We start from the raw sequence: 25,284 nt of genomic DNA, 5'->3' as shown, positions 1-25,284 counted from the left end.
TAAGACTTCTTCGCGTTCAAAATGTACAGAGTAAGCGGATGTCTGGCTGCGATGTGCGCTTTTTGACGGTTTTGCCTGAGTCAAAAGACCTATCCTCTATATTAAAGTGGTTTATTGGTCTTGTCAAGGCAGATTATGCTGTTTTTAATTTATTTGCAAGCGGCTATAATCTGTTATAAGATTATAGCCTTATCATTACGGGGCCGGTGCGGCAAATGCGCTGTTTTGAGGTATACTGTATTGGATACTGCGCAGTAAAATAAAAACACAGGAGGAAAAATATGGCTAAGAAAGTTAACAAAGAGATTATAGACGCGCTGAACCTGGACAGGGCATTCGAGCTCGGCGCCATTATTCAGTACATGGGGCACCACTATGAGGGCTCGGGCATGGAGAGCCCGGCAATCGCCGAAATTTTCAAAAAAACGGCCATAGACGAAATGAAGCATGCGGAAATGCTGGCCGAGAGAATAGCCTACCTCGGAGGCGTTCCTGTGCAAAAGCCCACGCCCTCCAAGCGCGGCGGAAGCTTAAAGGACATGATAAAGGACGACCTCGAGGCCGAGAACGAGGCAATCGAGAGATATAAAAAGCACATAGAACTTTGCGTCAAACACGGAGATGTTACTACGAGATGCATGCTCGAGGCAATCCTCGAGGACGAGGAAGGGCATGCCGATGAGTGGGAGACGGTGCTCGACTGATTATGGCGGAAGCGAAAAAATGGAGATGCGTTGAGTGCGGGTATGTGCACGAAGGGCCGGAGCCCCCGGAGTTCTGCCCCGAGTGCTTTGCGACCAGAGAGGCGTTTGTCGAGGTCGAGTAACGCCGTGAACCGCGCGATGATAGCGGCCCTATGGTCGTAGAAGAGATAAAGAGGCGTATCCGTAAGCGCGGCCCCATGCCGTTTGCCGAGTTTATGGATGTCGCGCTTTACGCAGAAGGCGGGTATTACATGCGCCTGGGCAACAGGGCCGGCGCGCCCTGGGGCGAAAAAGGCGATTATTTTACCTCCCTGGACTCAGGGGTAAGGATCTTCGCAGCCGCGCTTTGCCGCCAGATTTACGAGTGCTGGCAGCGTTGTAATAGCCCTTCGGACTTTGCGCTTATAGAAGGCGGCGCAGGCAGGGGGCTGCTGACGTTTAGCGTGCTCGATGTGATGAAGGAGCGCTACGGGGCCCTTTACGAGGCATCTACCGCCGTTTTGGTCGAGAGAAACGCGGCCCTGCACGTTGAAAACCAGGCGCACGGAAGTAAGGCCGTTTGGGTTTCGGATATTACGAAAGCAGGGCATTTCATGAATGCCTGCGTTTACTCTAACGAACTATTCGACGCGCTGCCGTTTCATAGGGGGGTGGTAACGCCTGAGGGCCCAAAGGAGATTTTTGTCGGGCTCGATAAGGCAAGCGGTTCTTTTGGAGATGTTATCCTGGAGCCTTCGTTTGAGGAACTCGGGCGCTGTTTTATGGAGGTTACAAAGGGGTTGCCTGTGGGCTCTGGATTCGAGGTGTCGCCGTTTTGTTCTGTTTGGCTGGGAAATGCCGCGAAAACATTTGACCAGGGCTTTGTTGTTACGATAGACTACGGAGCAGCGGCTTCGAAGCTGTATGCGTCCGGCAGGGGCTCTACACTTCACTGCCATTATAAGCACACGGTAAATAACATGCCGTATGAACGCATCGGCGAGCAGGACATAACCGCGCACGTGGATTTCACGGCCCTTAAAAACGCGGGAAGCGCGGCCGGGCTCACTGTAGCCGGGTTTACGACCCAGAGGCAGTTTCTTTTATCTCTTGGCATACTCGATGAACTAACGGAGATGCCGGAAAAGGGGCAGGTAAGCGCCGACACTGTGCTTACGAATCAGAGTGTCAAGAACCTCGTCATGCCGGGCGGCATAAGCGACACGATGATGGTACTGGCCCAGGCCAAGGGGTTTGACAAGAAGCAGAGGCTTTCCGGTTTTACGGGAAATGACATGCAGGATATGCTATAATATTTGGGCATGAGTTTTCGGCGTCAGGCGTTATGAAACGGTATTCGGCGCTTTTTTAGGATATAAAAAATACAGCGGAGGTAGACGGTCATGGGAGAAGAAAAAAAGGACGAGAAAAAGAAAAAGCACGTTTGTTCGGTCTGCGCCAAGCCATCCGACCTGGTGATATGCCAGTCGTGCGAGGAAAAGATACGCGGCGAGGCCTTTGAGCAGAAAAGAGGCGTTGAAAAGGCAGGAAAGACCGATTCCGGCAGAAAGTAGCTCGCGCTGCTTACCGGAATACAAATTTCGAAAGGAGACATTGCGTAATGTCTAAAAACAAATTGGCGGATGAGCTTTCCATTGCTTACAAGACAGAGATGAACGGATACGGTTTCTATAAGCACGCGGCAGAGATGACCAAGGACGAGCACGGCAAGAACGTTTTTAACCATCTTGCTTCCGAGGAACTCGAGCATATAGACGTCATAACCGGCATCATCGCTTCTCTTAAAGGTTCCGGCACGTGGAAAGGCTATAAGGAAGCAAAGGAGGCAGGGGCGGTCGTAAGGGGAACGAAGGCGCTTGCCATATTCCCGGATGAAAACGAGCTTATAAAGAAGTTGAAGAAAAATCCGTCTGACGAAGGCGCGATAGCGGTTGCAATAGAGAGCGAGGAGCACGCCGTTGCCTTCTATGACAGGATGCTAAGGGACGAGGCCGAAACCCCGGAACAAAAGGTGTTTCTTACGAACCTTCTCGAGATGGAGAAGGGGCACCTTAAGCTTCTAAGGTGGGAGCACGAGGCGCTTTTAAAGGACGGCTTCTGGTGCGACTTCATGGAGTTCAGTGTCGAGAAGGAGTCCCGTTAATAGCTGCGCATTTAGCCTCTAAAAGGCTTTCCAAAAGCCTTTTTTTGCGTTATAATAATATATGTGACGCATGTTCCAAGGAGGTGATTGCCATGTGTAACCGTTTCATGGTTCCGAGGGTGGCTCACTGTAGCGAGGGTTGCCAAGGATTGTCCCGGGCATGACGTTAAAGGGCCTGTAAGGAACAGATAAAATACCGCTCGAGGTGGATGATGAGAAAATGGATATCTTTTGCTTTGACCGCGGCCATGGCTCTTGTGTTGGCGCATGAGTCCTGGGCAGGGGATAATACCCCCGGTAACCTGGTAGTGCAGCCTGGTTCGGCAGCCCCCGGCGCTGCTTCTCAGGAAGCGCCCTACAAGGTCTACGCCAAGGAAGATCTTGCGGTGGTAGCGCGTATCGGCGCCGAAGAGGTGTTAAAGCTCCAGAAGCAAGGCGTGCCTGTAACGATAATCGACTTGAGGTCGCCTACTTCGTACGCAGGCAGCACGATAAAGATAAAGGGCGATGTTAGGATAGTGTACACGGAGCTTGGCAACAAGCTTTCTCTGCTGCCCTTTGACAAAAGGACGCTGATAGTCACGTACTGCACGTGACCCGACGAACACTCGAGCGCCGGTGCGGCGCTCTACCTTAACGAACACGGTTACAAGAACGTAAAGGCCCTTCTCGGAGGGTTCGGGGCATGGTTGCAGGCAAACGGCCCTGTCGAGCCAAAGCCAGCGCAGCAATAACAGTCTGGTACGGACACTTTAACGGCGTCACCGTCCTTTTATAGCAAGGGCGGTGACGTTATCATTTCGGGATATGGAATTTTCGGCTCTTTTTATACGGTTTGAAAGGCTAATCACTTAAGACATGAAGATAGAGTTCTCCAAGGACCTGGAAACAGGCGTGCAGTGGCAGGACAAGCAGCACCTCGAGCTTATTCAAAAGGTCGAGGCGCTTCTGAATGCCGTAGAGGCGCATGCGGATATGGCAACGACAATCAAGTTCCTCGATTTTCTAGACGACTACGCTGTCGTGCATTTTCATGACGAGGAAAAGGCCATGAGCGATACCTCTTTTGCCGAAAGTGTTGCGCACACCGAGGAGCACCATCACTTTATAGAAGAAATATCGGATATCAGAAAGCGTCTTGAAAGTGGTGGCAACTTCGATATGGAGCACTTGAAAACGCATATCTTTGACTGGCTGGCCAACCATATAAGCGTAGAGGACAAGAAGCTCGGCAGGCACATACTTAAATCCTGATGCGCTGGGAACTGTTCCGCGCGCAAGCAAACATCATGGGCAATACCAAATCAAACTCGATTCTCGGTCATATAATAAGGCGCGAAGTGTATTTCGTGCTCGCCGCGTATGTGCTGCTCATAGCCGTCTTCGAGACAGCAAGGGCCGTCATGCTCTACAGGAATTACGGTTTGGCCGAGCACCTGCCGGTTACGCTTCTTTTGAAGAGCTTTTTCTACGGCCTAAGGTTCGATATCGCTATAAGTTCGTATCTTCTGATACCGCTTCTATTGCTTTTGCTTTTTGTTCCACGGAGGTTCTCGCCGCACATACTAGCGGCATTTACCGCGTTTTTCTCGGCCCTGTTCTTTCTCTGCCTTGGAGAGGTAGAGTTCTACCGCGAACTTCAGATGCGCTTTAACTCCGCCATATTCGAGTACGCGACCCACCCGGAGATAGTAGGTGGCATGGTGTGGGAAGGCTACCCGGTAGTGAAGTACGCCTTGTTCTGGGCCGTGGTGATGGCGCTCTTTTCCTTTGCCGTATTTGTCCTTTACAAGAAATTACTTGGCTCAAAGACCAACATTCCGGAACTAACGAGAAATCACCGCATAGCAGGGTATGCCGGCACGTTTGTCGTTATCACGCTCATGGTGTTTGGCATGCGGGGAGGGTTCTACAAGGAGCCGCTTAGGTGGGGGGATGCGTATTTTTCGGACGAGGCATTTGCAAATAACCTTGCCTTAAATGCCGTGTTCACGCTTGGCAGGAGTTCTCTTGAAAAGCTTTCGACAAAGGAGAATTACTGGACTAAGACGTATTCGGCAAAGGACGCGGAAAAAATCACGCATGACATGCTTATACAGACTACCGAGACCGACCTTGCGAGCGCTGAGTTGCCTCTTCTTAGGAAAGAAGGCCCCGAGACCGCCAATGCGTATCTCGTGAAAAAGCCGGAGAAGCCCGTAAACGTCGTCATAATACTAATGGAGAGTTTCTCGGGCCGTCTCGTTGGCTCGCTTGGAGATGAGCACAACATAACGCCTTCGTTCGATAAACTTGCAAAGGACGGCGTGCTTTTCGAGCGCGCTTTCTCGAACGGCTCTCATACGCACCAGGGCGTGTTCGCCTCGCTTACGTCTTTTCCGAACCTTCCAGGGCATGAGTATCTAATGAAGACCATGGACGCGTACCAGGAGTTCTCGGGGCTTCCGACGATTCTTACGTCAAAAGGCTACGATAGCATCTTCCTTTATAACGGGCTTTTCTCCTGGGACAATAAAGAGGGATTTTTCAGGCAGCACGGCATAAATAAGTTCGTTGGCACGGACGATTACGTGAACCCCACGTTCGTCGACCCGGTGTGGGGTGTCGCCGATTACGACGTCTTCATGCGCGCCAACGAGGAATTCAAGAACATGTCGAAGGACAAGCCGTTTTTCGGCGCAATCCTTACGCTTACGAACCATTCGCCGTTTAATCTGCCGCCGTTGCCGTTTGAGCGTATAAAGTCCGGCGATGCAATGGAGAATAGATACAACGCCATGAAGTACGCGGACTGGGCCCTTGGCGAGTTCTTCAAGGCCGCGTCAAAGGAAAAATATTTCGACAATACGCTTTTTGTCATAACCGGGGACCACGGCATAGGTACCGAGTGGCCGATAACGCACATGAGCCTCGATAAGCTCCATGTGCCGCTTCTTTTCTATTCTCCGAAACTTTTGAAGGCGCATGGCGTAAGACGCGATACGGTTGCAAGCCATGTAGACATCGGGCCAAGCGTTCTTGCTCTCATCGGAAGCGATGCGCCGCACCAGGGCTGGGGCAGAAATCTATTTTCCCAGGCATTGAAAGATAAGGGCTTTGCCGTTATAAAGCATTCGGGCGGGGATGAAAATGTCGCTATTGTAGAGGACAACAGGATATACATTGTTGCACCCAAGGAAAAGCCCGTGCTCTATGAATACGACACAAAGCACCCGCCAAAGTCCGTTGTCATACCCGAGGGTAAGGAAACCGAGCGCAGGGGCAAAATGGCAAAGGAGCTTAAGGCCTATGTGGAGGAGGGGCTAAACGCCTTAAAAGAGCGTAAAATAGGCGTTCACCACGCAAAATCGCATCACGCAACACCTGCCGGGGCAGCCGGGCATTAGAAGGAGAAAACCCTTATAAAATGCTTGACAATCGGCGAAGTAACGGTTAATATTACCTATTACTATCATTCCCGGAGGAACTTAAGAAATGTATGCGGTTATAAAGACAGGCGGAAAACAGTACAAGGTGGCCAAGGGCGACACGATAAAGGTCGAAAAGCTCGACGGCACAGTGGGCTCAACAGTTGAGATAAAGGACGTTATTGCTATCGGCGAGGGCGCTGACATAAAGATAGGCGCGCCGACTGTCGAGAACGCAAGTGTGGTTTGCGAGATCCTCGAGCAGAAAAAGACCAAGAAGGTGCTTCTCTTTAAAAAGAGGAGAAGGAAGGGCTACGCAAAGAAGCAGGGGCACAGGCAGAACCTTACGGGCATACGCGTAAAGGAAATAAAGGCTTAAGGGAGGGTTTTAGACACCATGGCACATAAAAAAGCGGGCGGAAGTTCCAGAAACGGCAGAGACAGCAACGGCCAAAGACGCGGCGTAAAGAGCTACGGCGGCGAGGTCATTAACGCAGGCACTATAATCGTGCGCCAGGTAGGCACGAAGATATATCCCGGCCTAAACGTCGGCATGGGCAAGGACTATACGCTATTTTCCAAGGTACGCGGCGTTGTCGAGTTCAAGGAAAGCGGCTCGAAGAAAATCGTAAACGTAGCGCCGGTGCAGTAAGCCGGCCCTTTGATGCTGCGACCGGGCAATATTCCGGTTTCGTAAAATTCAGGGCGATAAAAGAAACCTCTGGTCTCTTTTTCGCCCTTTTTATTTTCCGGGGAACTTAAATGAACTTCATAGACGAGGCTAAAATAACGGTAAAGGCCGGTGACGGAGGCCGTGGGTGCGTGAGCTTTAGGCGCGAAAAGTACGTGCCTAAGGGCGGCCCTGACGGCGGAGACGGCGGCCACGGCGGGGACGTGACCTTCGTTGCCGACTCGAACTTAACGAGCCTGATAGACTTTCGCTACAAGCGCATCTACGAGGCCGAGAGAGGCGAGCATGGCATGGGCAGCGGCTGTCACGGCAGGAACGGGCACAATGTTGAGATAAAGGTCCCTGCAGGCACGCTTATAAAAGACCTTGAGACCGATGAGGTTATCATCGACCTTACCGAGAACGAACAGCGCTTTACCGTTGTAAAGGGCGGTAGAGGCGGAAAGGGCAATGCGCGCTTTGCCAGCTCCACCAACCAGGCCCCAAGAAGAGCGCAGCCGGGGATGCCGGGAGAAGAGCGCGCGTTAAAGCTCGAGCTAAAGCTTCTTGCGGATGTTGGCATCATAGGGTTTCCAAACGCCGGGAAATCGACTCTTATATCTGCCATATCTGCTGCAAAGCCGAAGATCGCTGATTATCCGTTTACAACCCTTATCCCGAACCTTGGGGTCGTTAAGTTTGGAGAGTACGGAGGATTCGTGGTTGCCGACATACCGGGTCTTATCGAGGGCGCGCACGAGGGCAAGGGGCTTGGCACAAGGTTTCTAAAGCACATCGAGAGAACGAGCATGTTCGTGCATGTAGTAGACCTCTCGCCGGAGACCGAGAGGGAGCCAAAGGACGACTTCGATATAGTGAACGCGGAGCTAAAGAAGTTCAACGTAAAGCTCGCGAAAAGACCGCAGGTAGTGGCCCTGAATAAGACCGACATAACAGGGGCAAAGGAGCGGGGAGCTAAACTGTTGAAATTTCTCGAGCGTAAGGGTATAAAGGTATTCGAGATATCGGCTGCCTCCGGTAAGGGGCTAAAGCAGCTCGTGGATTACGTGGGAAAAGAGGTAGTAAAGCTTAGAAAATCGGTTTAACGGTATGGGGAAGGAAACTTCTAATAATAAGATAGAGCGCGTTGTTATAAAGGTTGGAAGCGCCGTTGTAACGGGCGTAAAGGGGAGCGTACGCGGTAAGGATTGCGGCGAGCGCTGCGACATATTTTCCAAGCTTGCAACCGAGATATCCGCTCTTATGAAGGCAGGCACAAAGTGCGTTCTTGTGTCTTCCGGCGCAATCGCAATGGGCATGGAAAAGCTTGGTATGAAGGAGCGGCCCTCCACCATACCCGGGCGGCAGGCTGTTGCGGCGGTTGGGCAGTCGCGTCTTATGGCAAGGTATGACGAGGCGTTCTCGAAGACCGGCGTAAATGTCGCGCAACTGCTTATTACGCACGACGACATGGGCGATAGAAAACGCTTTCTTAACGCCAGAAATACTCTTACCGAGCTTCTCGGGCGCGGCATACTTCCCATTATAAATGAGAACGACACGGTTGCTGTCGAGGAGATCAAGTACGGCGATAACGACAAAATCGCCGCGCTTGTTGCAAATCTCGTCGGCGCCGACAGGCTCGTAATTCTCTCTGACATAGACGGCGTGTTCGACAAGGACCCGAAGGTCAACCGAGATGCAAAACGCATCGAGGTGATAAGCGATATAGACGCATTCGAGTTGGCGGAAAAGAGCGCCACAACGAGCGCGGCAGGCTCGGGCGGGATTTCCTCGAAGATTACGGCCGCGAAAATCGCCGCCCATCACGGCTGCGAGACGGTTATTACATCAGGGTTCGATCTGGACACTCTCGAACAATCGGCCACTGCTGCTGGAAGTATTGCCGTGAGTTCCGTTGGCACGTTTGTTAAAGTGAAAGAAGGTTACCTTTCAAGCAAAGAACACTGGATAAAGTACTCGACAAGGCCAACTGGCAAGGTGGTTATCGACGACGGCGCGAAGAATGCGCTACTCTTAAACGGCAAGTCGCTTCTACCCTCCGGTGTTGTGAGTGTCGGCGGCACATTCGACTCGGGCGATGTAATACACTGCGTGGATGCCTCGGGCATGGAGTTCGCCAGAGGTGTTGTAAACTACAGCTCCGTTGAGATAGAGAAGATAAAGGGCTTAAAGACCTCGGAGATAGAGAAGGCCCTTGGCTACAAGGTCTCGGATGAGGTCATACACCGTGACGACATGGTAGTGCTATAGGAGGATTCGTATGTCCACAGCCGAACTCGTAAAGAAAATAGCAAGAGAGGCACGGGCAGCATCAAGGCTCGTTGCCAGGCTCTCTACCGATATAAAGAACAAGGCGCTTCATGCCATGGCGGATGAGCTTTTAAAACGAGCCAATACCTTAAAAAAAGAAAACCAAAAGGATTTGGAAGCTGCCGAGAAAAACGGTCTTTCAAAGGCAATGATAGACCGCTTGACACTTTCCGATAAGGTCATAAAAGGCATGGCCGACGGACTAAGAGAGGTTGCGGCTCTACCTGACCCTATAGGCGAGGTGACATCCATGTGGAAGAGGCCAAACGGCCTTAAAATCGGCCGCATGAGGATTCCGCTCGGAGTGATCGGCATAATCTATGAGTCAAGGCCAAATGTCACTGCAGATGCGGCAGGACTTTGCCTTAAGTCAGGCAATGCCGTAATACTTAGGGGCGGAAGCGAGGCCATACACTCGAACCGGGCCATAGCAGAATGCCTTTCCGCTGCATGCGCTTTAACAGGCGTGCCGGAGGCTGCAGTGCAGGTCATCCCAACGGTTGAGCGGGAGGCTGTGCTTGCGATGCTAAAGCTCGAGGAATACATAGACCTTATTATCCCCAGGGGCGGCGAGGGGCTAATACGCTTTACAGTCGAGAACTCTAAGATACCAGTTATAAAGCACTATAAGGGCGTCTGCCACGTGTTTGTGGACAAGGCTGCAGACATGGACAAGGCCGTGAACATCGCATTCAACGCCAAGGTGCAGCGTCCGGGGGTGTGTAATGCCATGGAGACGTTACTTGTGCACGAGGGGGTGGCAAAGGAGTTTTTGCCCCTGATACACGGCCGCTACAAAGAAGCAGGCGTTGAGATGCGCGGGTGCGAGGCTACGAGGAAGATATTAAGGGACATCACCGCTGCAAAGGAAGAGGACTGGGGAGCAGAGTACCTTGACCTTATAATAGCTATAAAGATTGTTAAGGATATGGACGAAGCTATCGAACATATTGAGAATTACGGGTCTTTGCATACGGAATCCATTATCACCGAGAACTATACCAATGCCCAGCGCTTTATCGATACCGTCAATTCATCGAGTGTTATGGTGAATGCCTCAACGCGCTTTAGCGACGGACACCAGTTTGGCCTTGGCGCTGAAATCGGCATCTCTACGACCAAGATACACGCCTACGGCCCCATGGGCCTCGAAGGCCTCACAACACAAAAGTTCATCGTGTACGGAGACGGGCAGGTAAGGGAATAGGGCCTACCTGATAATGGTGACACATCGTTGCCATCCCCGCCCTTCTTTGACATAACCGCCTATTTTTGCTATACTTAAAAAAACACCAAAACTACCCGAACTTCACCTTGCCGGTCTTTTGACCATACGCAGCACTCTGCTATACTGTAACTATACGTTCTTTAAGCAGCTTTAACAGCCTCTTTTTTTGTTCGTAAAATTGAATATAGCGGGGAACAGGAGCGCCTATGAGCGTAAAGGGACGTTTAAAAGATCTCAATCTTCAGGACATCTTTCAGATTCTCCATGCCGAAGGCAAGACCGTTGCCGTGCATCTTGGGTCAGAGCACGGGTACGGTAACGTGTACTTCAAGGATGGCAACATCGTGCACGCCGATTACCGCGGCTTCACGGGCGTTGACGCGCTATCCAGGCTCCTTGGATGGAAGGAAGGCGAATTCGACGTTGCCACCGGAGAGCTTCCCAAAGAGGAGACCATCATCGAGGACTTCGACTGGCTCATGAAAGAGGCTGCCAGAAGGTTTAACGAGACTACAGCGCCGGATACGCAGGCCGCGGCCATAGAAACCGCAGATATAGAAAAGGCCGCGCTTATAAGAAAATTAATCGACCTCGGCATACTCGAGAGGATAGGCTAAGACAATGGCTTCGAATAAAAAGAACATCGCCATCATCGGCGCCAATAAAGAAGCGCTTTCTCTTCTACCGGACCTCCTGAAGGACAAAGGTAACCGCATCGTGCTTATTGCCGACCCGAACCCCGATGCCATGCTCTATAAGCTCATGGAGCTTGGCTACAGGATATCGAAGAAGCTTGGCATAAGCGTTACCTATGAGCTCGAGGATATAAAGGCCATAGATTCTCTTGACGTCATCATAAACGCGGTGGACGACGCGGCAACCGCCAAGTTCCTCGATTCCTCCGAGTTCGACGATGTCGAGAAGCTATCTGCCTTGAGCGCGCGCCTCCTCTGGGGTGTAAGAGGAGCTGTTGCGGGACATGCCTCGCCAAATTACCTGGGGCCGCTACGCGAGATAGTGAACGGCGTAAAGCTCACAAGCGATAGAGACGAGCTCCTTGGAAGCCTTCTTGACATTGCAATAGAGACAAGCGGCGCGGATGCCGGTTCCATAATGCTCGTTGACAAGGCCGAGGGGGCACTCAAGATCGAAGTTGCAAGAGGGATGGATGAGGAAATCATCCGTAAGGTAAACGTAAAGCTCGGCGATGGCGTTTCCGGAAAGGTCGCCAAGGACGGCAGGCCCATACTGATAAACGGCAGGGCAAAGGAAGAGGAGTTTGGCCGCCTCGGCACAAGGCGCGGCGCATCGAGCGCGATATGTGTGCCTCTTACTATAGAAAGCGGCGTCATAGGCGTTTTGAACGTCAACTCATCGGGCTCGAAGAAGACCTTCACCGATGCCGACATGGAACTGCTAAAGAACCTTTCCGGGCTAGCGGCAGAGGTCATAAACCGCGCCGGAGAGTTCGAGAAGATGAGGATAGAGGCGGCGAAGTTCGACCTCTGGAAAAAGCTCGAGTTCAGCATGTCGGACCATAAGCCGCTTCACACGCGCCTTAATACCGTGTGCAGAAAGCTTTCGGAGCTCATCCCCGGGCTTACGTGCACGATATACCTTTATAACGAGGACATGAAGCGGCTCGTTATTTATTCTTCCAGCGCAAAGACACCGCCTTCGACCGGGCACGTGAGCTTTGCCTCCGGTGAGGGCGTTGTAGGCGCGGCAATCGAGGCAATGAAGGAAGTGGTTCTTGTCGACAGGCTGCCGGAAAAAAGGCTAAAGCGCGTTTTGATGGCCATTCCTATGACAGCAAAGGAACAGACCGTAGGCGTGTTCGTTGCCGAGATATCATCTAAACGCGGGTTGTCGAAATATAATGAGGCGTTTTTAAAGGAGATGACAGCGCTTCTTTCCGAAAGCATCTACGTCAACAGGCGTAACGACGAGGACATGGCAAAATCCAAGCGTCTTGTCGCAGCCGACGAGGCCGGGTTAAAGCTGATTGCCATACGCGATACAGAAAAGCTCTATCCAATGATAACGATAGCTGCCGTGGACATTCTAAATGCCGAGGGCGCGGTGCTGCGTATCAAGAGCAGTTCGCCTGACGCGGGGTTCGAGCGCGTCGCCACCTTCGGCATCGAGAACATGAAAAAGAAGGAGTCGTTTCTGCCGCTCGAGGACGAGACCGTAAAGGAAGTCCAGCGAAGAAAGGAGCCGGTTCGTAGAGAGTTCTCCGAAGACTCTAACCCCGTAATCAGAGGCATGCTTACCTTTCCAATCCTTACCGACGGGAATGTCGAGGGGTTTATATCGCTCTTTAACCGCTTTGACGAGGAAAGCCCTTACGCGCAGCCGTTCTCCAAAAACGACACCGAAGTCATAGCCAGGTTCGTTGCATACGTCGAGCGCGTGCTCGCGGCCATACGCGACAGCGCCGAGACAAAAGACGCATGGGATATCGTAACCCCCGGGCTCTTCGAGAGAAGGGTGGAGGAGGAACTAAAGAGAGCTGCAAGGTTTGGCAAACAGTTTGTGTTCGTTACGGCAAGGGCCGGAGAGCTCACCGGCATAAAGGGGTTTGCAAAAAAGGAATTTATAAAGAGGCTTCTTACGTACGTAAGAGGCAAGATCCGCATATTCGATTCCGTTGCCATGCTCGATGACGACACAGTCGGCATACTTTTTCTTGAAACCGACAGGCGCGTTGTCGATGTTTTTAACCGCGATATATTGTCGGATGCGCCACGCGAGTTCAAGGCAGGCATGTTCTACGGGTACGCATGCTTTCCCGGCGACGGCGAAACCTACGCTGACATTCTTGAGAGGGCGCTTACAAGGCCGCTTGTAGAGGCATCCGAGCCGTCATGAGCTTATCCCACGATATTCTTTAGCACGAACCAGAGATTTTCTTTTCTCTCGGTAAGGCGCCTTAGCATATAGGGCAGCCACTCTGTTCCGTAGGGCACGTAGACGCGAACGCTAAAACCACGGGAAGCAAGTTCCTTTTGCAGTTTGCGCTTGATGCCAAGGAGCATCTCGAAGTCGAATGTGTCTTTTGGTATGCTTTCTTCTTCGCAAAACCTTATTGCCTCGGTTATTATTTTCTCATCATGTGTCGCAATTGCCGTCCTGCCCTTTGCCTTTAAAAGTTTCTTCATCAGTTTGAGGAAGTTTTTGTCGGTATCGGTTTTATCGGCAAAGGCGATATCCAAAGGCTCCTTGTACGCGCCCTTTACGAGCCTTACGCTTGAGTTGTGCTTTATGAGAATGTCGATGTCATGCTCGCTCTGTTTAAGATATGCTTGCACGGCAATGCCGAGGTTAGGGTGTCTTTCGCACAGTTTAAGAAAAATCTCGATTGTGCGTCCAGTATAGACCGATGATTCCATGTCAATACGCACGAAGTTTGTCCCGGCCTTCGAAAGGATCAGCTCGAGATTTTCCATGGCAAGGCTGTCTCCGATATCGAGCCCGAGGTGAGTGAGCTTTAGCGATACAGTGCTTTTTACGCCGGATTTTTCTATTGCTCGAAGAAGCGAGACATATTCGGCAACACTTTTATCAGCGTCTTCTTTTTTTGTGACGTTTTCGCCAAGATGGTCGATTATGCCAAGCACGTTTTGGCCGTTTAGCGCGCGCACGGCCTCAACGGCATCCTCGCGCGTATCTCCGGCAATGTAGCGCTTGGCGAAGTAGTTAAGAACGCGCTTTAGCATTTTAGCTCTTAAACGATGCGATAAAGTCCGCTACGATGCCGCCAAGCCCGGGCTCCGAGGTTTCCTTTACCTCGTACCTTACGCGTACCGCTGGCTTGTTGAACTTTATTATTCTCGATAGGTCCACCGGGGTCGCTATCATGACAATGTCGGCAGGCGTATTGTTTACGCTTGTCTCGAGATCCTTGACCTGTTCCGGCGAGTACCCCATGGCCGGTATTACGGAATCGAGGGCCGGATACTTCGCGAATACGTCCTTTATCGCGCCGACGGCGTACTCTCTGGCATCTACAGGCACTGCCTTCATTTCCTTTGCCGCAATTATTCCGGCGCCGTAGGTCATCTCGCCGTGGGTGAGGGTCGGGCCGTCCTCGATGATAACGGCCTTTTTCCCGGCTATGTCGAGCGCGCCGTCGACGGTCACGACTGACTCGGTACTTATTATAACGGCCTTCGGGTTGACGGTAGCGGCGTTTTTTCTTACGGTCTCGGCGTCGGTAGTTAACGCTGTGTTCACCTTGTTTATAATAATGACGTCTGCGCGCCTTAGGTTTACCTCGCCCGGATGATACGTTATCTCGTGCCCGGGGCGAAGCGGGTCAGTAACCACAATCTCCAATGACGGCTCGAAGAACGGAAAGTCGTTATTGCCGCCGTCCCACACTATCACGTCAGCTTCTTGTTCGGCCTCTTTTAGTATGGCCGCGTAATCAACGCCTGCGTAGACGACTATCCCGGCCTCTATCAGGTGCTCGTACTCCTCCATTTCCTCGAGCGTGCATCCGGCCTCCGTCATATCAGCGGTAGTTGCAAAGCGCTGCACGCGTTCTTTTCTAAGATCTCCGTAGGGCATGGGGTGGCGCACCGTCACGGTCTTTAGCCCGAGGGTCGAGAGCCTTTTTACGATAAGCTTCGTAACACCGCTTTTCCCGGAGCCCGTTCTCACAGCGCACACGGATATCACCGGCTTTACGGACTTTAGCATGGTCCTTGTCGAGCCAAGAAGGATAAAGTCAGCGCCGAGCGCGATTACTGCCGAGGCCTTGTGCATCAGGTCTATGTGCGAGATGTCCGAGTACGAGAACACAACGGCATCGGCCTTAAGGCGCTTTATAAGCTCCGGGAGCTGTTCTTCGGGGTATATCGGTATGCCGTCCGGGTAAAGATCTCCGGCAAGGGGATACGTGCGGTTACTTATGTATGGGATTTGCGCTGCGGTAAAGGCAACGACCTCTACAGTCTGGTCGTTTTTATAGATGACGTTAAAGTTATGAAAGTCGCGCCCCGCGGCCCCCATGATGATGATTCTTCTTTTTTTTGCCACGGCCTATTTCCTTTGGCGCGAGGATTTCTTCAAAGCAGCCTCGAATATATCGAGCGCCAGGCTCATCTCCGCGCGTTTGATGTTTAGCGGAGGCATGAAGCGGATGATGTTTTTGTGTATGCCGCATTCGACTATTATTAGGCCTTGACGCTCGGCCTCTTCGACAACGCGCATCGTAAGCGCGTGGTCAGGCTTTTCGTTTTCCGTAATCAGCTCCGCTCCAAGCATCAGCCCGAGGCCCCGCACGTCGCCGATTGTGCCGGGATGTTTGCGCTTTATTTCGAGAAGGCGCTTTAGCCCGTACTCGCCAAGGGAGCGCGCGTTATCTATAAGACGTTCTTTTTCTATGACGCCGATAGTGGCAAGAGCCGCTGCGCATGAAACAGGGTTTCCTCCAAAAGTCGTGCCGTGCGCGCCAACCGGCCACTTGCCCATTATGCGGCTCGAAGCTCCTACGGCGCTAAGCGGGAACCCGGAGGCGATTCCCTTGCCAAGGGTTATGATGTCAGGCTTTATGCCGTAGTGCTCTATGGCAAACCACTTTCCAGTTCTGCCAAACCCCGTTTGCACTTCGTCGGAGACGATTAGTATGCCGTGTTTCTTGCAGTACTCGGCAAGCTTCTTCATATACTTTAGCGGAGCAGGGGCGTAGCCGCCTTCGCCAAGCACCGGCTCTATGATAACGCAGGCGACTTCATCTGAGGCGATGAGGTGATCGAGCATACGCTCGAAGTAGGTGAAGCATTCGACCGAACAGGTGTTTGTCTCCCTGCCCATGAAGCAGCGGTAGCAGTACGGGTAGGGGGCATGATAAAAGGACGGAACGAGCGGATGGTAGCGCCGCCTGTACTTCACAGAAGACGTTGTAAGTGTGGCTGCGCCGTACGTGCGGCCGTGGAACCCTCCGGTAAACCCTATGACGCCCTGGCGCCCGGTATAGTGGCGGGCGAGTTTGATTGCGCCTTCGACAGCCTCGGCCCCGGAGTTCGAGAAAAAGAACATGTCTATGGAGCCAGGCGTTATGGAGGCGAGTTTCTTTGAAAGTTCGATGATCGGGTCGTAGTAGAATATGCAGCCCGAGTGGACGAAGTTCTGTATTTGCTTTGTCGCGGCCTTTATGATGGTCGGGTGAGAGTGGCCGGTGGATAAGGTGGCGAGCCCGGCCGCGAGGTCGAGGTACTTTTTACCGTCTTTTGAATAGACCCACGCGCCTTTTGCCTTCTTCGCCGTTATCTTCGTGTGGAAGAAGAGCGCAGGGGTCAGGTGGCGCCGCATATTTTTGACGCTCTTTGGTTTAGCCACGCCGCGTCCTTTGGTAGTTTTTTAGTCCCCTGATACGAGCTCGGGCTCGCAAAGAAGCGAGCTGTAGGCCGAGAGGCGTCCGCACTTCTTGCAGATGTACTCGACAGAGTCGAGCATCTCCTTACACACGTGCCTCACGTCTGTTACGGTCTTTTTGCAGTACTCGCACTTATGCGGGCCTGCCTCGGGGTTTGGGTGGCAAAGATGCCCGCGGCCGCTGGTCATTGTGCCGCACTTGGAACACTTGTATGTTTTTACGTATTCTGTCATGGCAGTATCTCCTCTGCTAAAAGTTATTTGCCGTAGAATTCGTGCTTAATGGCTGTAAGGCGCTGGAGGTGGTCCTTTTCCTCTATGATGATGTCGTCTACTATCTTTCTGTCCTTATCGCGTATCGACTTCTGTATCTCGTAGTAGAAGAGGAGCGATTCCTTTTCAGCCTCTATTGCGAAATCAATTGCCTTTTCCTCGTTCTCGGTCTTTCTGGCAAGCTCTTTAGGGTCGGTCTCTCTATGGAAGACCTTTGCATCCGAGAGTGCCTTTATGTACATGGACGCTTCGTCGAGGTACGGGTCTGCCGCGCCGTGCGGGGTGTACTCGGCAACGAGCTTTTTAAGTTTTCCGAAGTACGCTGCGTGCTTTAGTTCTTCTTTCACGAGGAACTCGAAGAGTTCCTTAAGCTTCGGGTTCTTCGCGCTCTTTGCCGCAGCGGCGTAGAACTTTTCCCCGTTCTCTTCTATGCGGATGGCCATATCGAGTATTTCTTCTGCTGAAAAATGTACCGGATCCATGCGTCTACTAAACCTCCGTAGGGAGAAATTTGGTGTGTGGTGATTATAACAAAATCACCGTAAAAGTAAAACTATTTCAATCCTCTATCTGCGCCTTTTGAAGCGAGCCAGAGAAGTCCCTGTACACGACCTTCCAGGTCGTAAAAGTATCGAGCGCGCCGCCTCTGCCGCCTGCTTCTTTATGCCCGAGCCCGCTCTTCTTTATGCCGCCAAATGGAAGCTGTATCTCCGCGCCGATTGTCGGCGCATTTATGTACACGATGCCGCTATTTAAATCGCGCTCCGCAACAGCCGATGCGTTCACGTCGCGAGTGTATATGGATGACGAAAGCCCGTAGTCAGTGCCGTTTGCAGTGTCGATTGCTTCCTTAAGGCTTTTTACCTTTATTACCGACACTACAGGGCCAAATATTTCCTCCTTTGCTATGCGCATGGAAGGAGCGACGTCGGCAAATACCGTGGGCTCGATGAAAAAGCCTTTTTTTAGCGCGCCGCCAGCAGCCCTCTTGCCGCCGCACATGAGCCTTGCGCCTTCTTTTTTGCCGATGTCGATATAACGCAGCACGCGCTGCATCTGGCCTTCATTTATAAGGGGGCCGACGTCGGTCGTCGGCTTAAGCCCGTCACCGAGCCTTAGCTTCTTCGCCTTTGCAGTGAAGAGCGCGAGGAACTTATTGTAGACCTTCTCATGCACGATAATGCGGCTTGCTGCAGTGCAGCGCTGCCCAGTAGTTCCAAATGCTGCCCATAGAGCGCCTTCGAGCGCAAGCGAGAGGTCAGCGTCGTGCATTATTATGATGGGGTTTTTCCCTCCCATCTCGCATGTGATTTCCGTGCCGCTTAGCGCGCATATCGAAGCAAGCTTTGCTCCAACCGAGCTCGAGCCTGTAAACGACACGCCGTCAAGCCCCTTATGCGAGGCAAGGTATTCGCCCGTAGCCTCTCCCAAGCCGTGTACAAGGTTCAAAACACCGGGCGGCAGCCCGGCGCTGTTTATAATGTCAACGAGCACTGTTGCGGATACAGGCGTGTAGCTCGAAGGCTTGAATACAACTGTATTGCCGCTAATGAGCGCCGGAAATATCTTCCACGCTGGTATGGCTGTAGGGAAGTTCCACGGTGTTATGAGGCCAAATACTCCCTTTGGCACGCGGATACTCTTACAGTCTTTGTTAGAAAGTTCCGAGGGCACGGTCTCGCCCGATAAGCGGCGGCCTTCGCCTGCCATAAAGTAGGCCATGTCGATTGCTTCCTGCACATCGCCAAGGCCTTCCTTAAGGACTTTTCCCATTTCTTTAGTGACGAGCTTGCCAAGCTCGGCCTTACGTTTAACGAGCGCTTCTGCTGCCTTGAATATGATCTCTCCGCGCTTTGGGGCAGGGACAAGACGCCACGAATTAAACGCCTTTCTCGCGGCGTCAACTGCAGCGTCTATGTCTTTTTTGCCGGAGGAGGGCACTATACCGACGATGTCGGAATCGTTTGCCGGGTTACTGCTCTCGATGGTTTCTTTGCTTGAGGCATCGGCCCATCTGCCGTTTATGAGGTTTTTGTATTTTTTCGGCATGCTGCTTCCTCCAAAGGAATGTCAGGGTGCGGATAAACACAGTATAGCAGAGAAGCTTTTACGCGGCAAGCTTCGCTGCCAATCGGCTGTGTTTACGCTTTATTTTTCAGCCCGGTTCATATAGAATATGTCAGTTACGTTCGCTAACGCACTGCGTGGATTGCTGTTAAATCAAATAAAGGAGAATGTTACGAAATGAGAACGAAGATTGTTTTAACGGCGCTTATAGCGGTTTTTTGCGTGCTGCTTAGCGTCAACATGAGCAATGCCGCAAATGCCGGTTTTCAGGAATTTCTGGAAAAGCTCGAGCAGTCCATGAACGAGCGTGACCCTGAGTTATTCAACGAGAGCCTGGATATGGAAGGGTTGACCAGGAAGGCGGTCTCCGGCTACGACGTGGACGACAAGATGATGAAGTCGTTGATAGAGAGCATGACAAAAGGGCTTAAAACGAACCCGGTCGGAACAACCATCATTGCGATGATGGGCGAAAAAGGCAGCTTTACCTTTTTAAAGATGCGCGCCAAGGATAAGGCGCTCTTCAGGATGATAACGAATGATGGCGGCGTCAATTACTACGAGCTCTATCTTGGCGAAGGTGGCGATTCCGTGAAAATCGAGGACATGTACGTTTTCTCTAACGGCGAGCGCACGAGCGACACCTTCAGGCGCGTTCTTGTGCCCATAATCTACGAGGAAAAGAAGGGCCTCATCGGAAAGACCTTGGGCTGGGAATCCGACTTCGTTAAACATCTGCCGGACATCAAGAAGATGCAGACACTTGGCAACAACGGCGATATAGACGGCGCCCTTACCGAGTATTACGCTCTTCCGGCATCCGTTAAAAAAGACAAGACCATAATGCTTCTTAGGATCAGGTATGCCTCCGCAACAGAAGATACGAAGGAGTATATGAAGGCGCTCACTGATTTCGAGAAGTTTTACCCGGGAGACCCGGCGCGCGACCTGCTCCTTATAGATTACTATACCATTAAAGAGAAATACAAGGAGGCAATCGCCTCCATAGACAGCCTGAATAAGCGTATTGGCGAAGACCCGTACCTTTATTATCTGCGTTCCAGCGTGTACATGGTGGCAGGCGATTATGCCGGGGCCAAGGCCTCCGCCACCAAGGCCATTGCCGCCGACCCGTACATGCTCGACGCGTACTGGGCGCTTGTGAGCATATCGCTTCAGGAGAAGAACTATAAGGAAACGGCTACTCTTTTAACGAAGCTCGAAAAGGACTTCAAGATGGAATTCGAGGACCTGACAAAGATAGAGGCGTACTCAGGCTTCGTAAAGAGCGCGGAATACAAGAAGTGGATGAAGTCGAGAGGGATGTAGGACGTTCTTTGCAGGCATTTAATGCGCTTGACTTGGAAAACGCATTGGCAATATAATTAACGGGTAGCGCGGGCGTAATTCAATGGTAGAATGGAAGCTTCCCAAGCTTCATACGAGGGTTCGATTCCCTTCGCCCGCTCCATGAACATAACGAGCCCGGCCTTGTAAAAAGGGCCGGGCTTTTGTTTTTACTTGCCGGTATGAGGAGATGACTTATGAATCTTTGGAGAGAACTGGTATGTGCCGGACCGTTGCAAAAGGCGTTCGCGCTTATCGCTGCGGCAGCGACATGCGTAGTGCTTTTAATGGCTGGCCCAGAATCTTTTGCCGAAGAAGGGCGTAAATCCAAACGAAGCAAGTATGCAATAACCGCAGATAAGCTTCCGGGGGCCGTAATCAAGATACTCGACGCAAAATACACCGGATGGGAGGCGCAGCCGGTAGATAAGTACATAATCGGCGACATGCACAACGCAGGCCGGGAGCTTTATGACACCAATGTCTTGCGTGCCGACTTCGACGGAGATAATAAGAACGACGACTATGCAATTCTTATACGTATTTCAGGAAGGCAAGGTGGTAAATTACTGGCTTTTATCAGGAACAAAAACGCTGTGTATGAGGAGCACGAGTTGGCCGGGGGCGGAGGCGACTTTATACATGTTTACCCCAAAAATAAGGAGTTCGATTATCTTGCGCCTGATAAGCCTGGGGGCGAGTGGACACATGTGGCGCGGATGGTGCTTAATGTGGACGCTATTGGCAGCGAGGTCTACGAGAGGGCCGTGGGAGTGCATTATTATACCGACGGAAAGTTCGAAGCTGAGACAACAGGCGATTAACGACAAATTTATTCGAGGAGAGCTATGAAGAACTTTCGTAAGGAACTCTGGTTCAATGTGCCCGAGAGGCGCGGCTTTGTCTGCATTACCGGCGAGGTGGAGAAATGCCTGAAGGAGTCCGGCATAAAGGAGGGCCTTTGCCTCGTAAACGCCATGCACATTACTGCAAGCGTTTTCATAAACGACAACGAGTCGGGCCTGCACGCTGACTTCGAGAAGTGGCTTGAAAAACTCGCACCGCACGAGCCGACTGCAAACTATAAGCACAATCTTACCGGAGAAGACAACGGGGATGCTCACCTTAAAAGAACGGTCATGGGCAGAGAAGTAGTTGTCGCGGTTACCGGCGCCAAGCTCGACTTCGGGCCGTGGGAAGAAATATTTTACGGCGAATTCGACGGCAAAAGAAAGAAAAGGGTGCTTGTAAAGATAATCGGCGAGTAGCGGTTTTAATGATACTTTCATCTTTGATGTGCGCTAATAGGAGAAGCGTATGAGAGCCGTAATCCAGCGGGTAAGTTCTGCAAGTATTAGTGTCGAAGGTAATATAATCTCCTCCATAGGCAAGGGGCTTCTTGTTCTTGCAGGGGTGGAGAAAGGCGACACCTTGGAGGATATCAAGTACATTGCCACGAAGCTTGCAGCTTTAAGGATATTCTACGACAACTCAGGCAAAATGAACCTGGATGTAAAGGAAGCCGGCGGCAAGGTAATAATAGTCTCGCAGTTCACGCTCCTTGCCGATGCGCGTAAGGGCAGGAGGCCGTCATTTGATAATGCGGAAGGTCCTGATGCTGCAAAACGTCTTTATGAGGAACTCCTTAGCGAAACGCGCTCTCTCGGCATCGATACCAAAGAAGGGGCCTTTGGCGCGCATATGGAGGTTGCTCTTGTTAACGACGGCCCTGTGACAATACTTTTGGACAGTAAAAAAGCGTTTTAAAGAATGCCGTTTACGGCAGAACATGATTTTTGTCATCTTAAAACGCGCGTTGGCAAGGTATAATAATCAAATCAAAACCACGGAGGTAACACGGATGAAAAGGATATTTACTGCAGTACTTATTGCCGGCGCGGCAGCTACTTTTGCCGCCTGCCACCATCAAGGCGGCCATCACGCTGAGAGCGGCGACATGCACGGCCACCACGGCATCTCAACGCCCGATGAGCGCATTACGCTAAAGCTTCCGCATGAGCTAAAGGCCATGCAAAAGAGAATGATGGTAAAGCATATGGACAGCCTCGCGGAGATAACGGCTGCCATATCGGCCAACGAACTCGACAAGGCCGCAAAGATAGCCAAGGAAAACCTCGGCACGAGCGAAGAAGAAGCGGTAATGTGCAGAAAACTTTCGGATAAGAGCGGCGAGGCAGAGCTTTTCACTCTCGGCATGGATACCCATAAGAAAGCGGACGAGCTTTCTGAGAACGCGGCAAAAGGCGACAGGGAGGCGGCGCTTAAGTCCCTTGCCGCTCTCACAAAAAGCTGCAACGCGTGCCACGAGCGCTATAAGCACTAAGCGCGCGAACAAAAGGTATATCAAGCTGGCAAAATATAATGCCTGCAAGGCCACAGCGGCCTTGCAGGCATATTTTATTTCAAGATTTATTTTTATTTGCCGCCCAATATTTGCCGCACCAGGAAGTATTCGTTTGCAGGGCGGTCGTCGGTTAGCATGATATTGTTTGCGGCGGTAAGAGGCGTTTTGGGAGCATCGGCGGAATTTTTGCGCGTCAGTTCGAGTATCTGTGCCGGTGAAAGATTGGGCGTCCATTCTACCATGTCTTTTTGCGCAGCCTGCGGCATTTTCTTGAGCATCTCGTTAACCGTGGGCACATTTATCGGCTTCATAGAGGCTATATACAGGAATCCTCTCTTCATGTCGAAGGCGTTGAATAATTTCACATAAGGGAACGCATCGGTGATAGATTGGTTTATCGCGATGCTAGTGTATAAATCGGCTTCTTCCGGCCACATCCAGAGCTGAAGAAGGCCGTCATCGTTAAGATGCGCCTTGGCCGTTTCGAAAAATTCGCGCGAATACAGGAATCCCGTGCCTGCCGCCGTCATCGGCGGCGGCGGGTCTATGGTTATGATGTCGTACTTCTTGTTGGTTCTCGACAGAAAGCGCCTTCCGTCGTCGATCACTATTTTTCCGCGGGGATCTTTCAGCACCGTTTCGGTATCGGCATGAAAGTACCAAAAAAGATCGCGCACGCTCGGAACAAGCTCGACGGCCGTGACATCCACAGGCCAGCTTAGAAGTGACCTGTATGTTGTGCCCATGCCAAAACATATGATAAGTGCCGACTCGGGCTTGCCGTCGTGCAAAAGGATTGGCCAGTGGGCGAGCATTTTTGTCACAGGCACCAGCGCTGTCATGCCTTTACCGTTTACAAGCAGTTGCTTGTTCATACCTTCGCCGTGAGCAATGACCGTAGCCGTGTAATCGTGGAGCACGGCGGCGTCCTTTGTGTAATTTACATGCCGGCTTCTTTCGTCATACGAGGCGCTTGCGAATATTGTCACAACGAGCAGCACGGCCGACAGCGACAACATCGCAGCCTTTGCCGTTTTCCCGATAGACGCGCTGCGCAGGTACGCGACATAGAGTATCAAGAAAGGCAGCGCGAGAATTACCATGGAGAGGCGCGCCCCGAAATTAGCAAGCAGGACGTATGATGCGAAGAGCGGACCTGCAATGCACCCGGCTATGTTGACGGCATACGCGCGTCCGGCGCTTTTTGCGCCGCCATTCGAGTATGCATCAATCAGCTTTGGGGTAAGGTATCCCATAACGGCGCATACCGGCATCACGGAAAGCAGCAAGACGAACGGATTATAGTTTATTCTCGGATCGTTTATTACTATAGGAAGGAAGGCCGTTATCGCCAGAATTCCGAAGAGAGCGGCGTTTGTCAAAACGCTGCCCTGTGTCGAATGCCGCCGGTACAGGGCCGAACCGGCAAAGGTCGCCAGCAGGTATGCCGCGAGAAGGGATGCAAAGGCGTACACCGTTGTGGCAAGCACAGGTGTGAAGGCCCTGACCCAGACTACTTCGATGGCCATGGAAATAAAGCCGGTTATGAACAGTATCAACGGGAAGAGCGCCGGCTTTTCTCCGGCCTGCGCCTGCGCTGTTACCGGAACTTCTTCGGCTTCGGCCTTTGTGTACGGGGAAGGGGCGTTTCGTCCTATTGTAAAGGCTACGGCGGCAACGACCACGTTCGCGGCTGCTGCTGCGTAAAGCGTGCTTTTGAACCCAAGCACCTCTATCAGGATAAATGCCGTTATGAGCGTGCCTGTCATGGCGCCTATGACGTTTGCAAGGTAGAGAAAGCTAAAGCTCGTGCGTTCGGAGGCATCAATGCTTTTGAGGTATGCCATCATGAACGGGAAGGTGAAACCCATGAAAACACACCACGGAAGTATGCATGCCATCATAAACATTGCCGATACGAGCAGGTAAGAGGCCGAGTTCATATCGCCAAGAGAGAGAAGGTAGGATTCCGAGATTAAAAACAGCTTTGGCACGGCCACGGCGCCGACGCCTATGAGCAGTTCCGTTATTGCGTAGAAACTTATCGGCGATATCCCGGTTTTTTTGTGCAACGTAGCTATCCATCTTCCGCCGCTCCAACTGCCGATTGCAAGGCCCAGCATGAAAACCGACAGGACAACCGACATCACAGGCGTTATTATGCCGAAATGACGGAAGGCAAGGCGCAGCCAGACTACCTGATAGAGAAGACCGCAGAAACCGGAAACGAAAAACAACACGAACACTGCTCTTTTAACGTTGAACTTCACTGTTCCTCCTCGTGACCTCTTTTTAACACAATATACTTTACTTGCCGCTTCCCGATGAATAAGCGGCATACGTTACTTTTTGGAATTAATGT

At 51.8% G+C, this 25,284-nt stretch carries 27 protein-coding genes and 1 tRNA gene; 21 read left to right on the top strand and 7 right to left on the bottom strand.

The window, feature by feature from the left end; genetic code table 11:
• Nucleotides 1-281: 281 nt before the first annotated feature.
• From OEV59_06410 to OEV59_06340, 15 genes are all read left to right on the top strand, one after another.
• The gene (locus OEV59_06410) at nt 282-704 is read left to right on the top strand and encodes a ferritin-like domain-containing protein (protein MDH4227369.1); all 423 of its coding nucleotides are present in this window, start codon (nt 282-284) and stop codon (nt 702-704) included.
• 2 nt (nt 705-706) lie between these two features.
• Nucleotides 707-826, top strand: a complete 120-nt coding sequence (locus OEV59_06405; protein MDH4227368.1) for a rubredoxin — start codon at nt 707-709, stop codon at nt 824-826.
• Nucleotides 827-856: 30 nt separating this feature from the next.
• Complete coding sequence (locus tag OEV59_06400) at nt 857-1,996, top strand: SAM-dependent methyltransferase (GenBank protein ID MDH4227367.1); 1,140 nt, start codon at nt 857-859, stop codon at nt 1,994-1,996.
• Nucleotides 1,997-2,086: 90 nt separating this feature from the next.
• Nucleotides 2,087-2,257: a hypothetical protein gene (locus OEV59_06395; GenBank protein MDH4227366.1), complete on the top strand. Its 171-nt coding sequence runs from the start codon at nt 2,087-2,089 to the stop codon at nt 2,255-2,257.
• Nucleotides 2,258-2,304: 47 nt separating this feature from the next.
• Entirely contained in the window at nt 2,305-2,847 is a 543-nt protein-coding gene (locus OEV59_06390; GenBank protein ID MDH4227365.1) for a ferritin family protein, read from the top strand.
• 212 nt (nt 2,848-3,059) lie between these two features.
• Complete coding sequence (locus OEV59_06385; protein MDH4227364.1) at nt 3,060-3,443, top strand: rhodanese-like domain-containing protein; 384 nt, start codon at nt 3,060-3,062, stop codon at nt 3,441-3,443.
• A gap of 262 nt (nt 3,444-3,705) precedes the next feature.
• Nucleotides 3,706-4,101 carry a bacteriohemerythrin gene (locus OEV59_06380; GenBank protein ID MDH4227363.1) on the top strand — a complete coding sequence of 132 codons (396 nt, stop codon included), beginning with the start codon at nt 3,706-3,708 and terminating at the stop codon, nt 4,099-4,101.
• Between the two features lie 35 nt (nt 4,102-4,136).
• Nucleotides 4,137-6,233 (top strand): LTA synthase family protein, encoded by a 2,097-nt coding sequence (locus tag OEV59_06375; protein ID MDH4227362.1) that lies wholly within the window; start codon nt 4,137-4,139, stop codon nt 6,231-6,233.
• Nucleotides 6,234-6,321: 88 nt separating this feature from the next.
• Nucleotides 6,322-6,633 carry a 50S ribosomal protein L21 gene (rplU, locus tag OEV59_06370; protein ID MDH4227361.1) on the top strand — a complete coding sequence of 104 codons (312 nt, stop codon included), beginning with the start codon at nt 6,322-6,324 and terminating at the stop codon, nt 6,631-6,633.
• Nucleotides 6,634-6,651: 18 nt separating this feature from the next.
• Nucleotides 6,652-6,906, top strand: coding sequence for a 50S ribosomal protein L27 (gene rpmA / locus OEV59_06365; protein ID MDH4227360.1), 255 nt, complete (start codon nt 6,652-6,654; stop codon nt 6,904-6,906).
• A gap of 110 nt (nt 6,907-7,016) precedes the next feature.
• The gene (gene obgE / locus OEV59_06360; protein MDH4227359.1) at nt 7,017-8,030 is read left to right on the top strand and encodes a GTPase ObgE; all 1,014 of its coding nucleotides are present in this window, start codon (nt 7,017-7,019) and stop codon (nt 8,028-8,030) included.
• A gap of 4 nt (nt 8,031-8,034) precedes the next feature.
• Nucleotides 8,035-9,198 carry a glutamate 5-kinase gene (gene proB / locus OEV59_06355; GenBank protein MDH4227358.1) on the top strand — a complete coding sequence of 388 codons (1,164 nt, stop codon included), beginning with the start codon at nt 8,035-8,037 and terminating at the stop codon, nt 9,196-9,198.
• A 10-nt stretch (nt 9,199-9,208) separates the two neighbouring features.
• Complete coding sequence (locus tag OEV59_06350) at nt 9,209-10,465, top strand: glutamate-5-semialdehyde dehydrogenase (protein MDH4227357.1); 1,257 nt, start codon at nt 9,209-9,211, stop codon at nt 10,463-10,465.
• A gap of 227 nt (nt 10,466-10,692) precedes the next feature.
• Nucleotides 10,693-11,103 (top strand): DUF4388 domain-containing protein, encoded by a 411-nt coding sequence (locus tag OEV59_06345; protein ID MDH4227356.1) that lies wholly within the window; start codon nt 10,693-10,695, stop codon nt 11,101-11,103.
• 4 nt (nt 11,104-11,107) lie between these two features.
• Nucleotides 11,108-13,360, top strand: coding sequence for a GAF domain-containing protein (locus tag OEV59_06340; protein MDH4227355.1), 2,253 nt, complete (start codon nt 11,108-11,110; stop codon nt 13,358-13,360).
• Between the two features lie 2 nt (nt 13,361-13,362).
• On the opposite strand, the gene OEV59_06335 is transcribed toward OEV59_06340, so the two are convergent.
• The 6 genes from OEV59_06335 to OEV59_06310 form a co-directional block, all read right to left on the bottom strand.
• Entirely contained in the window at nt 13,363-14,208 is an 846-nt protein-coding gene (locus OEV59_06335) for a proline dehydrogenase family protein (GenBank protein MDH4227354.1), read from the bottom strand.
• Between the two features lies 1 nt (nt 14,209).
• The gene (locus OEV59_06330) at nt 14,210-15,505 is read right to left on the bottom strand and encodes a GTPase (GenBank protein MDH4227353.1); all 1,296 of its coding nucleotides are present in this window, start codon (nt 15,503-15,505) and stop codon (nt 14,210-14,212) included.
• Between the two features lie 30 nt (nt 15,506-15,535).
• On the bottom strand, nt 15,536-16,834 hold the full coding sequence (locus OEV59_06325) for an aspartate aminotransferase family protein (GenBank protein MDH4227352.1): 1,299 nt from the start codon (nt 16,832-16,834) through the stop codon (nt 15,536-15,538).
• Between the two features lie 21 nt (nt 16,835-16,855).
• Entirely contained in the window at nt 16,856-17,104 is a 249-nt protein-coding gene (locus tag OEV59_06320) for a hypothetical protein (protein MDH4227351.1), read from the bottom strand.
• A 23-nt stretch (nt 17,105-17,127) separates the two neighbouring features.
• Complete coding sequence (locus OEV59_06315; GenBank protein MDH4227350.1) at nt 17,128-17,625, bottom strand: ferritin family protein; 498 nt, start codon at nt 17,623-17,625, stop codon at nt 17,128-17,130.
• Nucleotides 17,626-17,701: 76 nt separating this feature from the next.
• The gene (locus tag OEV59_06310) at nt 17,702-19,192 is read right to left on the bottom strand and encodes an aldehyde dehydrogenase family protein (protein MDH4227349.1); all 1,491 of its coding nucleotides are present in this window, start codon (nt 19,190-19,192) and stop codon (nt 17,702-17,704) included.
• A gap of 195 nt (nt 19,193-19,387) precedes the next feature.
• Here OEV59_06310 and OEV59_06305 point away from each other — a divergent pair, with 195 nt between their 5' ends.
• The 6 genes from OEV59_06305 (at nt 19,388) to OEV59_06280 (ending at nt 22,901) form a co-directional block, all read left to right on the top strand.
• Complete coding sequence (locus OEV59_06305; GenBank protein MDH4227348.1) at nt 19,388-20,539, top strand: hypothetical protein; 1,152 nt, start codon at nt 19,388-19,390, stop codon at nt 20,537-20,539.
• Between the two features lie 68 nt (nt 20,540-20,607).
• A tRNA-Gly gene (locus tag OEV59_06300) sits at nt 20,608-20,681 on the top strand.
• 73 nt (nt 20,682-20,754) lie between these two features.
• Nucleotides 20,755-21,381, top strand: coding sequence for a hypothetical protein (locus tag OEV59_06295; GenBank protein ID MDH4227347.1), 627 nt, complete (start codon nt 20,755-20,757; stop codon nt 21,379-21,381).
• Nucleotides 21,382-21,405: 24 nt separating this feature from the next.
• Nucleotides 21,406-21,825, top strand: a complete 420-nt coding sequence (locus tag OEV59_06290; GenBank protein MDH4227346.1) for a secondary thiamine-phosphate synthase enzyme YjbQ — start codon at nt 21,406-21,408, stop codon at nt 21,823-21,825.
• Nucleotides 21,826-21,874: 49 nt separating this feature from the next.
• On the top strand, nt 21,875-22,324 hold the full coding sequence (dtd, locus tag OEV59_06285) for a D-aminoacyl-tRNA deacylase (GenBank protein ID MDH4227345.1): 450 nt from the start codon (nt 21,875-21,877) through the stop codon (nt 22,322-22,324).
• Between the two features lie 94 nt (nt 22,325-22,418).
• Entirely contained in the window at nt 22,419-22,901 is a 483-nt protein-coding gene (locus tag OEV59_06280) for a cytochrome c (protein MDH4227344.1), read from the top strand.
• 92 nt (nt 22,902-22,993) lie between these two features.
• Here OEV59_06280 and OEV59_06275 read toward each other — a convergent pair whose 3' ends face one another.
• On the bottom strand, nt 22,994-25,192 hold the full coding sequence (locus OEV59_06275) for a fused MFS/spermidine synthase (protein ID MDH4227343.1): 2,199 nt from the start codon (nt 25,190-25,192) through the stop codon (nt 22,994-22,996).
• Between the last annotated feature and the right edge of the window lie 92 nt (nt 25,193-25,284).

This window comes from Deltaproteobacteria bacterium (assembly GCA_029858205.1).
In the GTDB taxonomy this organism is placed as follows: domain Bacteria; phylum Desulfobacterota; class GWC2-55-46; order GWC2-55-46; family DRQE01; genus JAOUFM01.
Note: the sequence above shows the minus strand (reverse complement) of the source record. Positions and strands in the feature narration are given on the sequence as shown.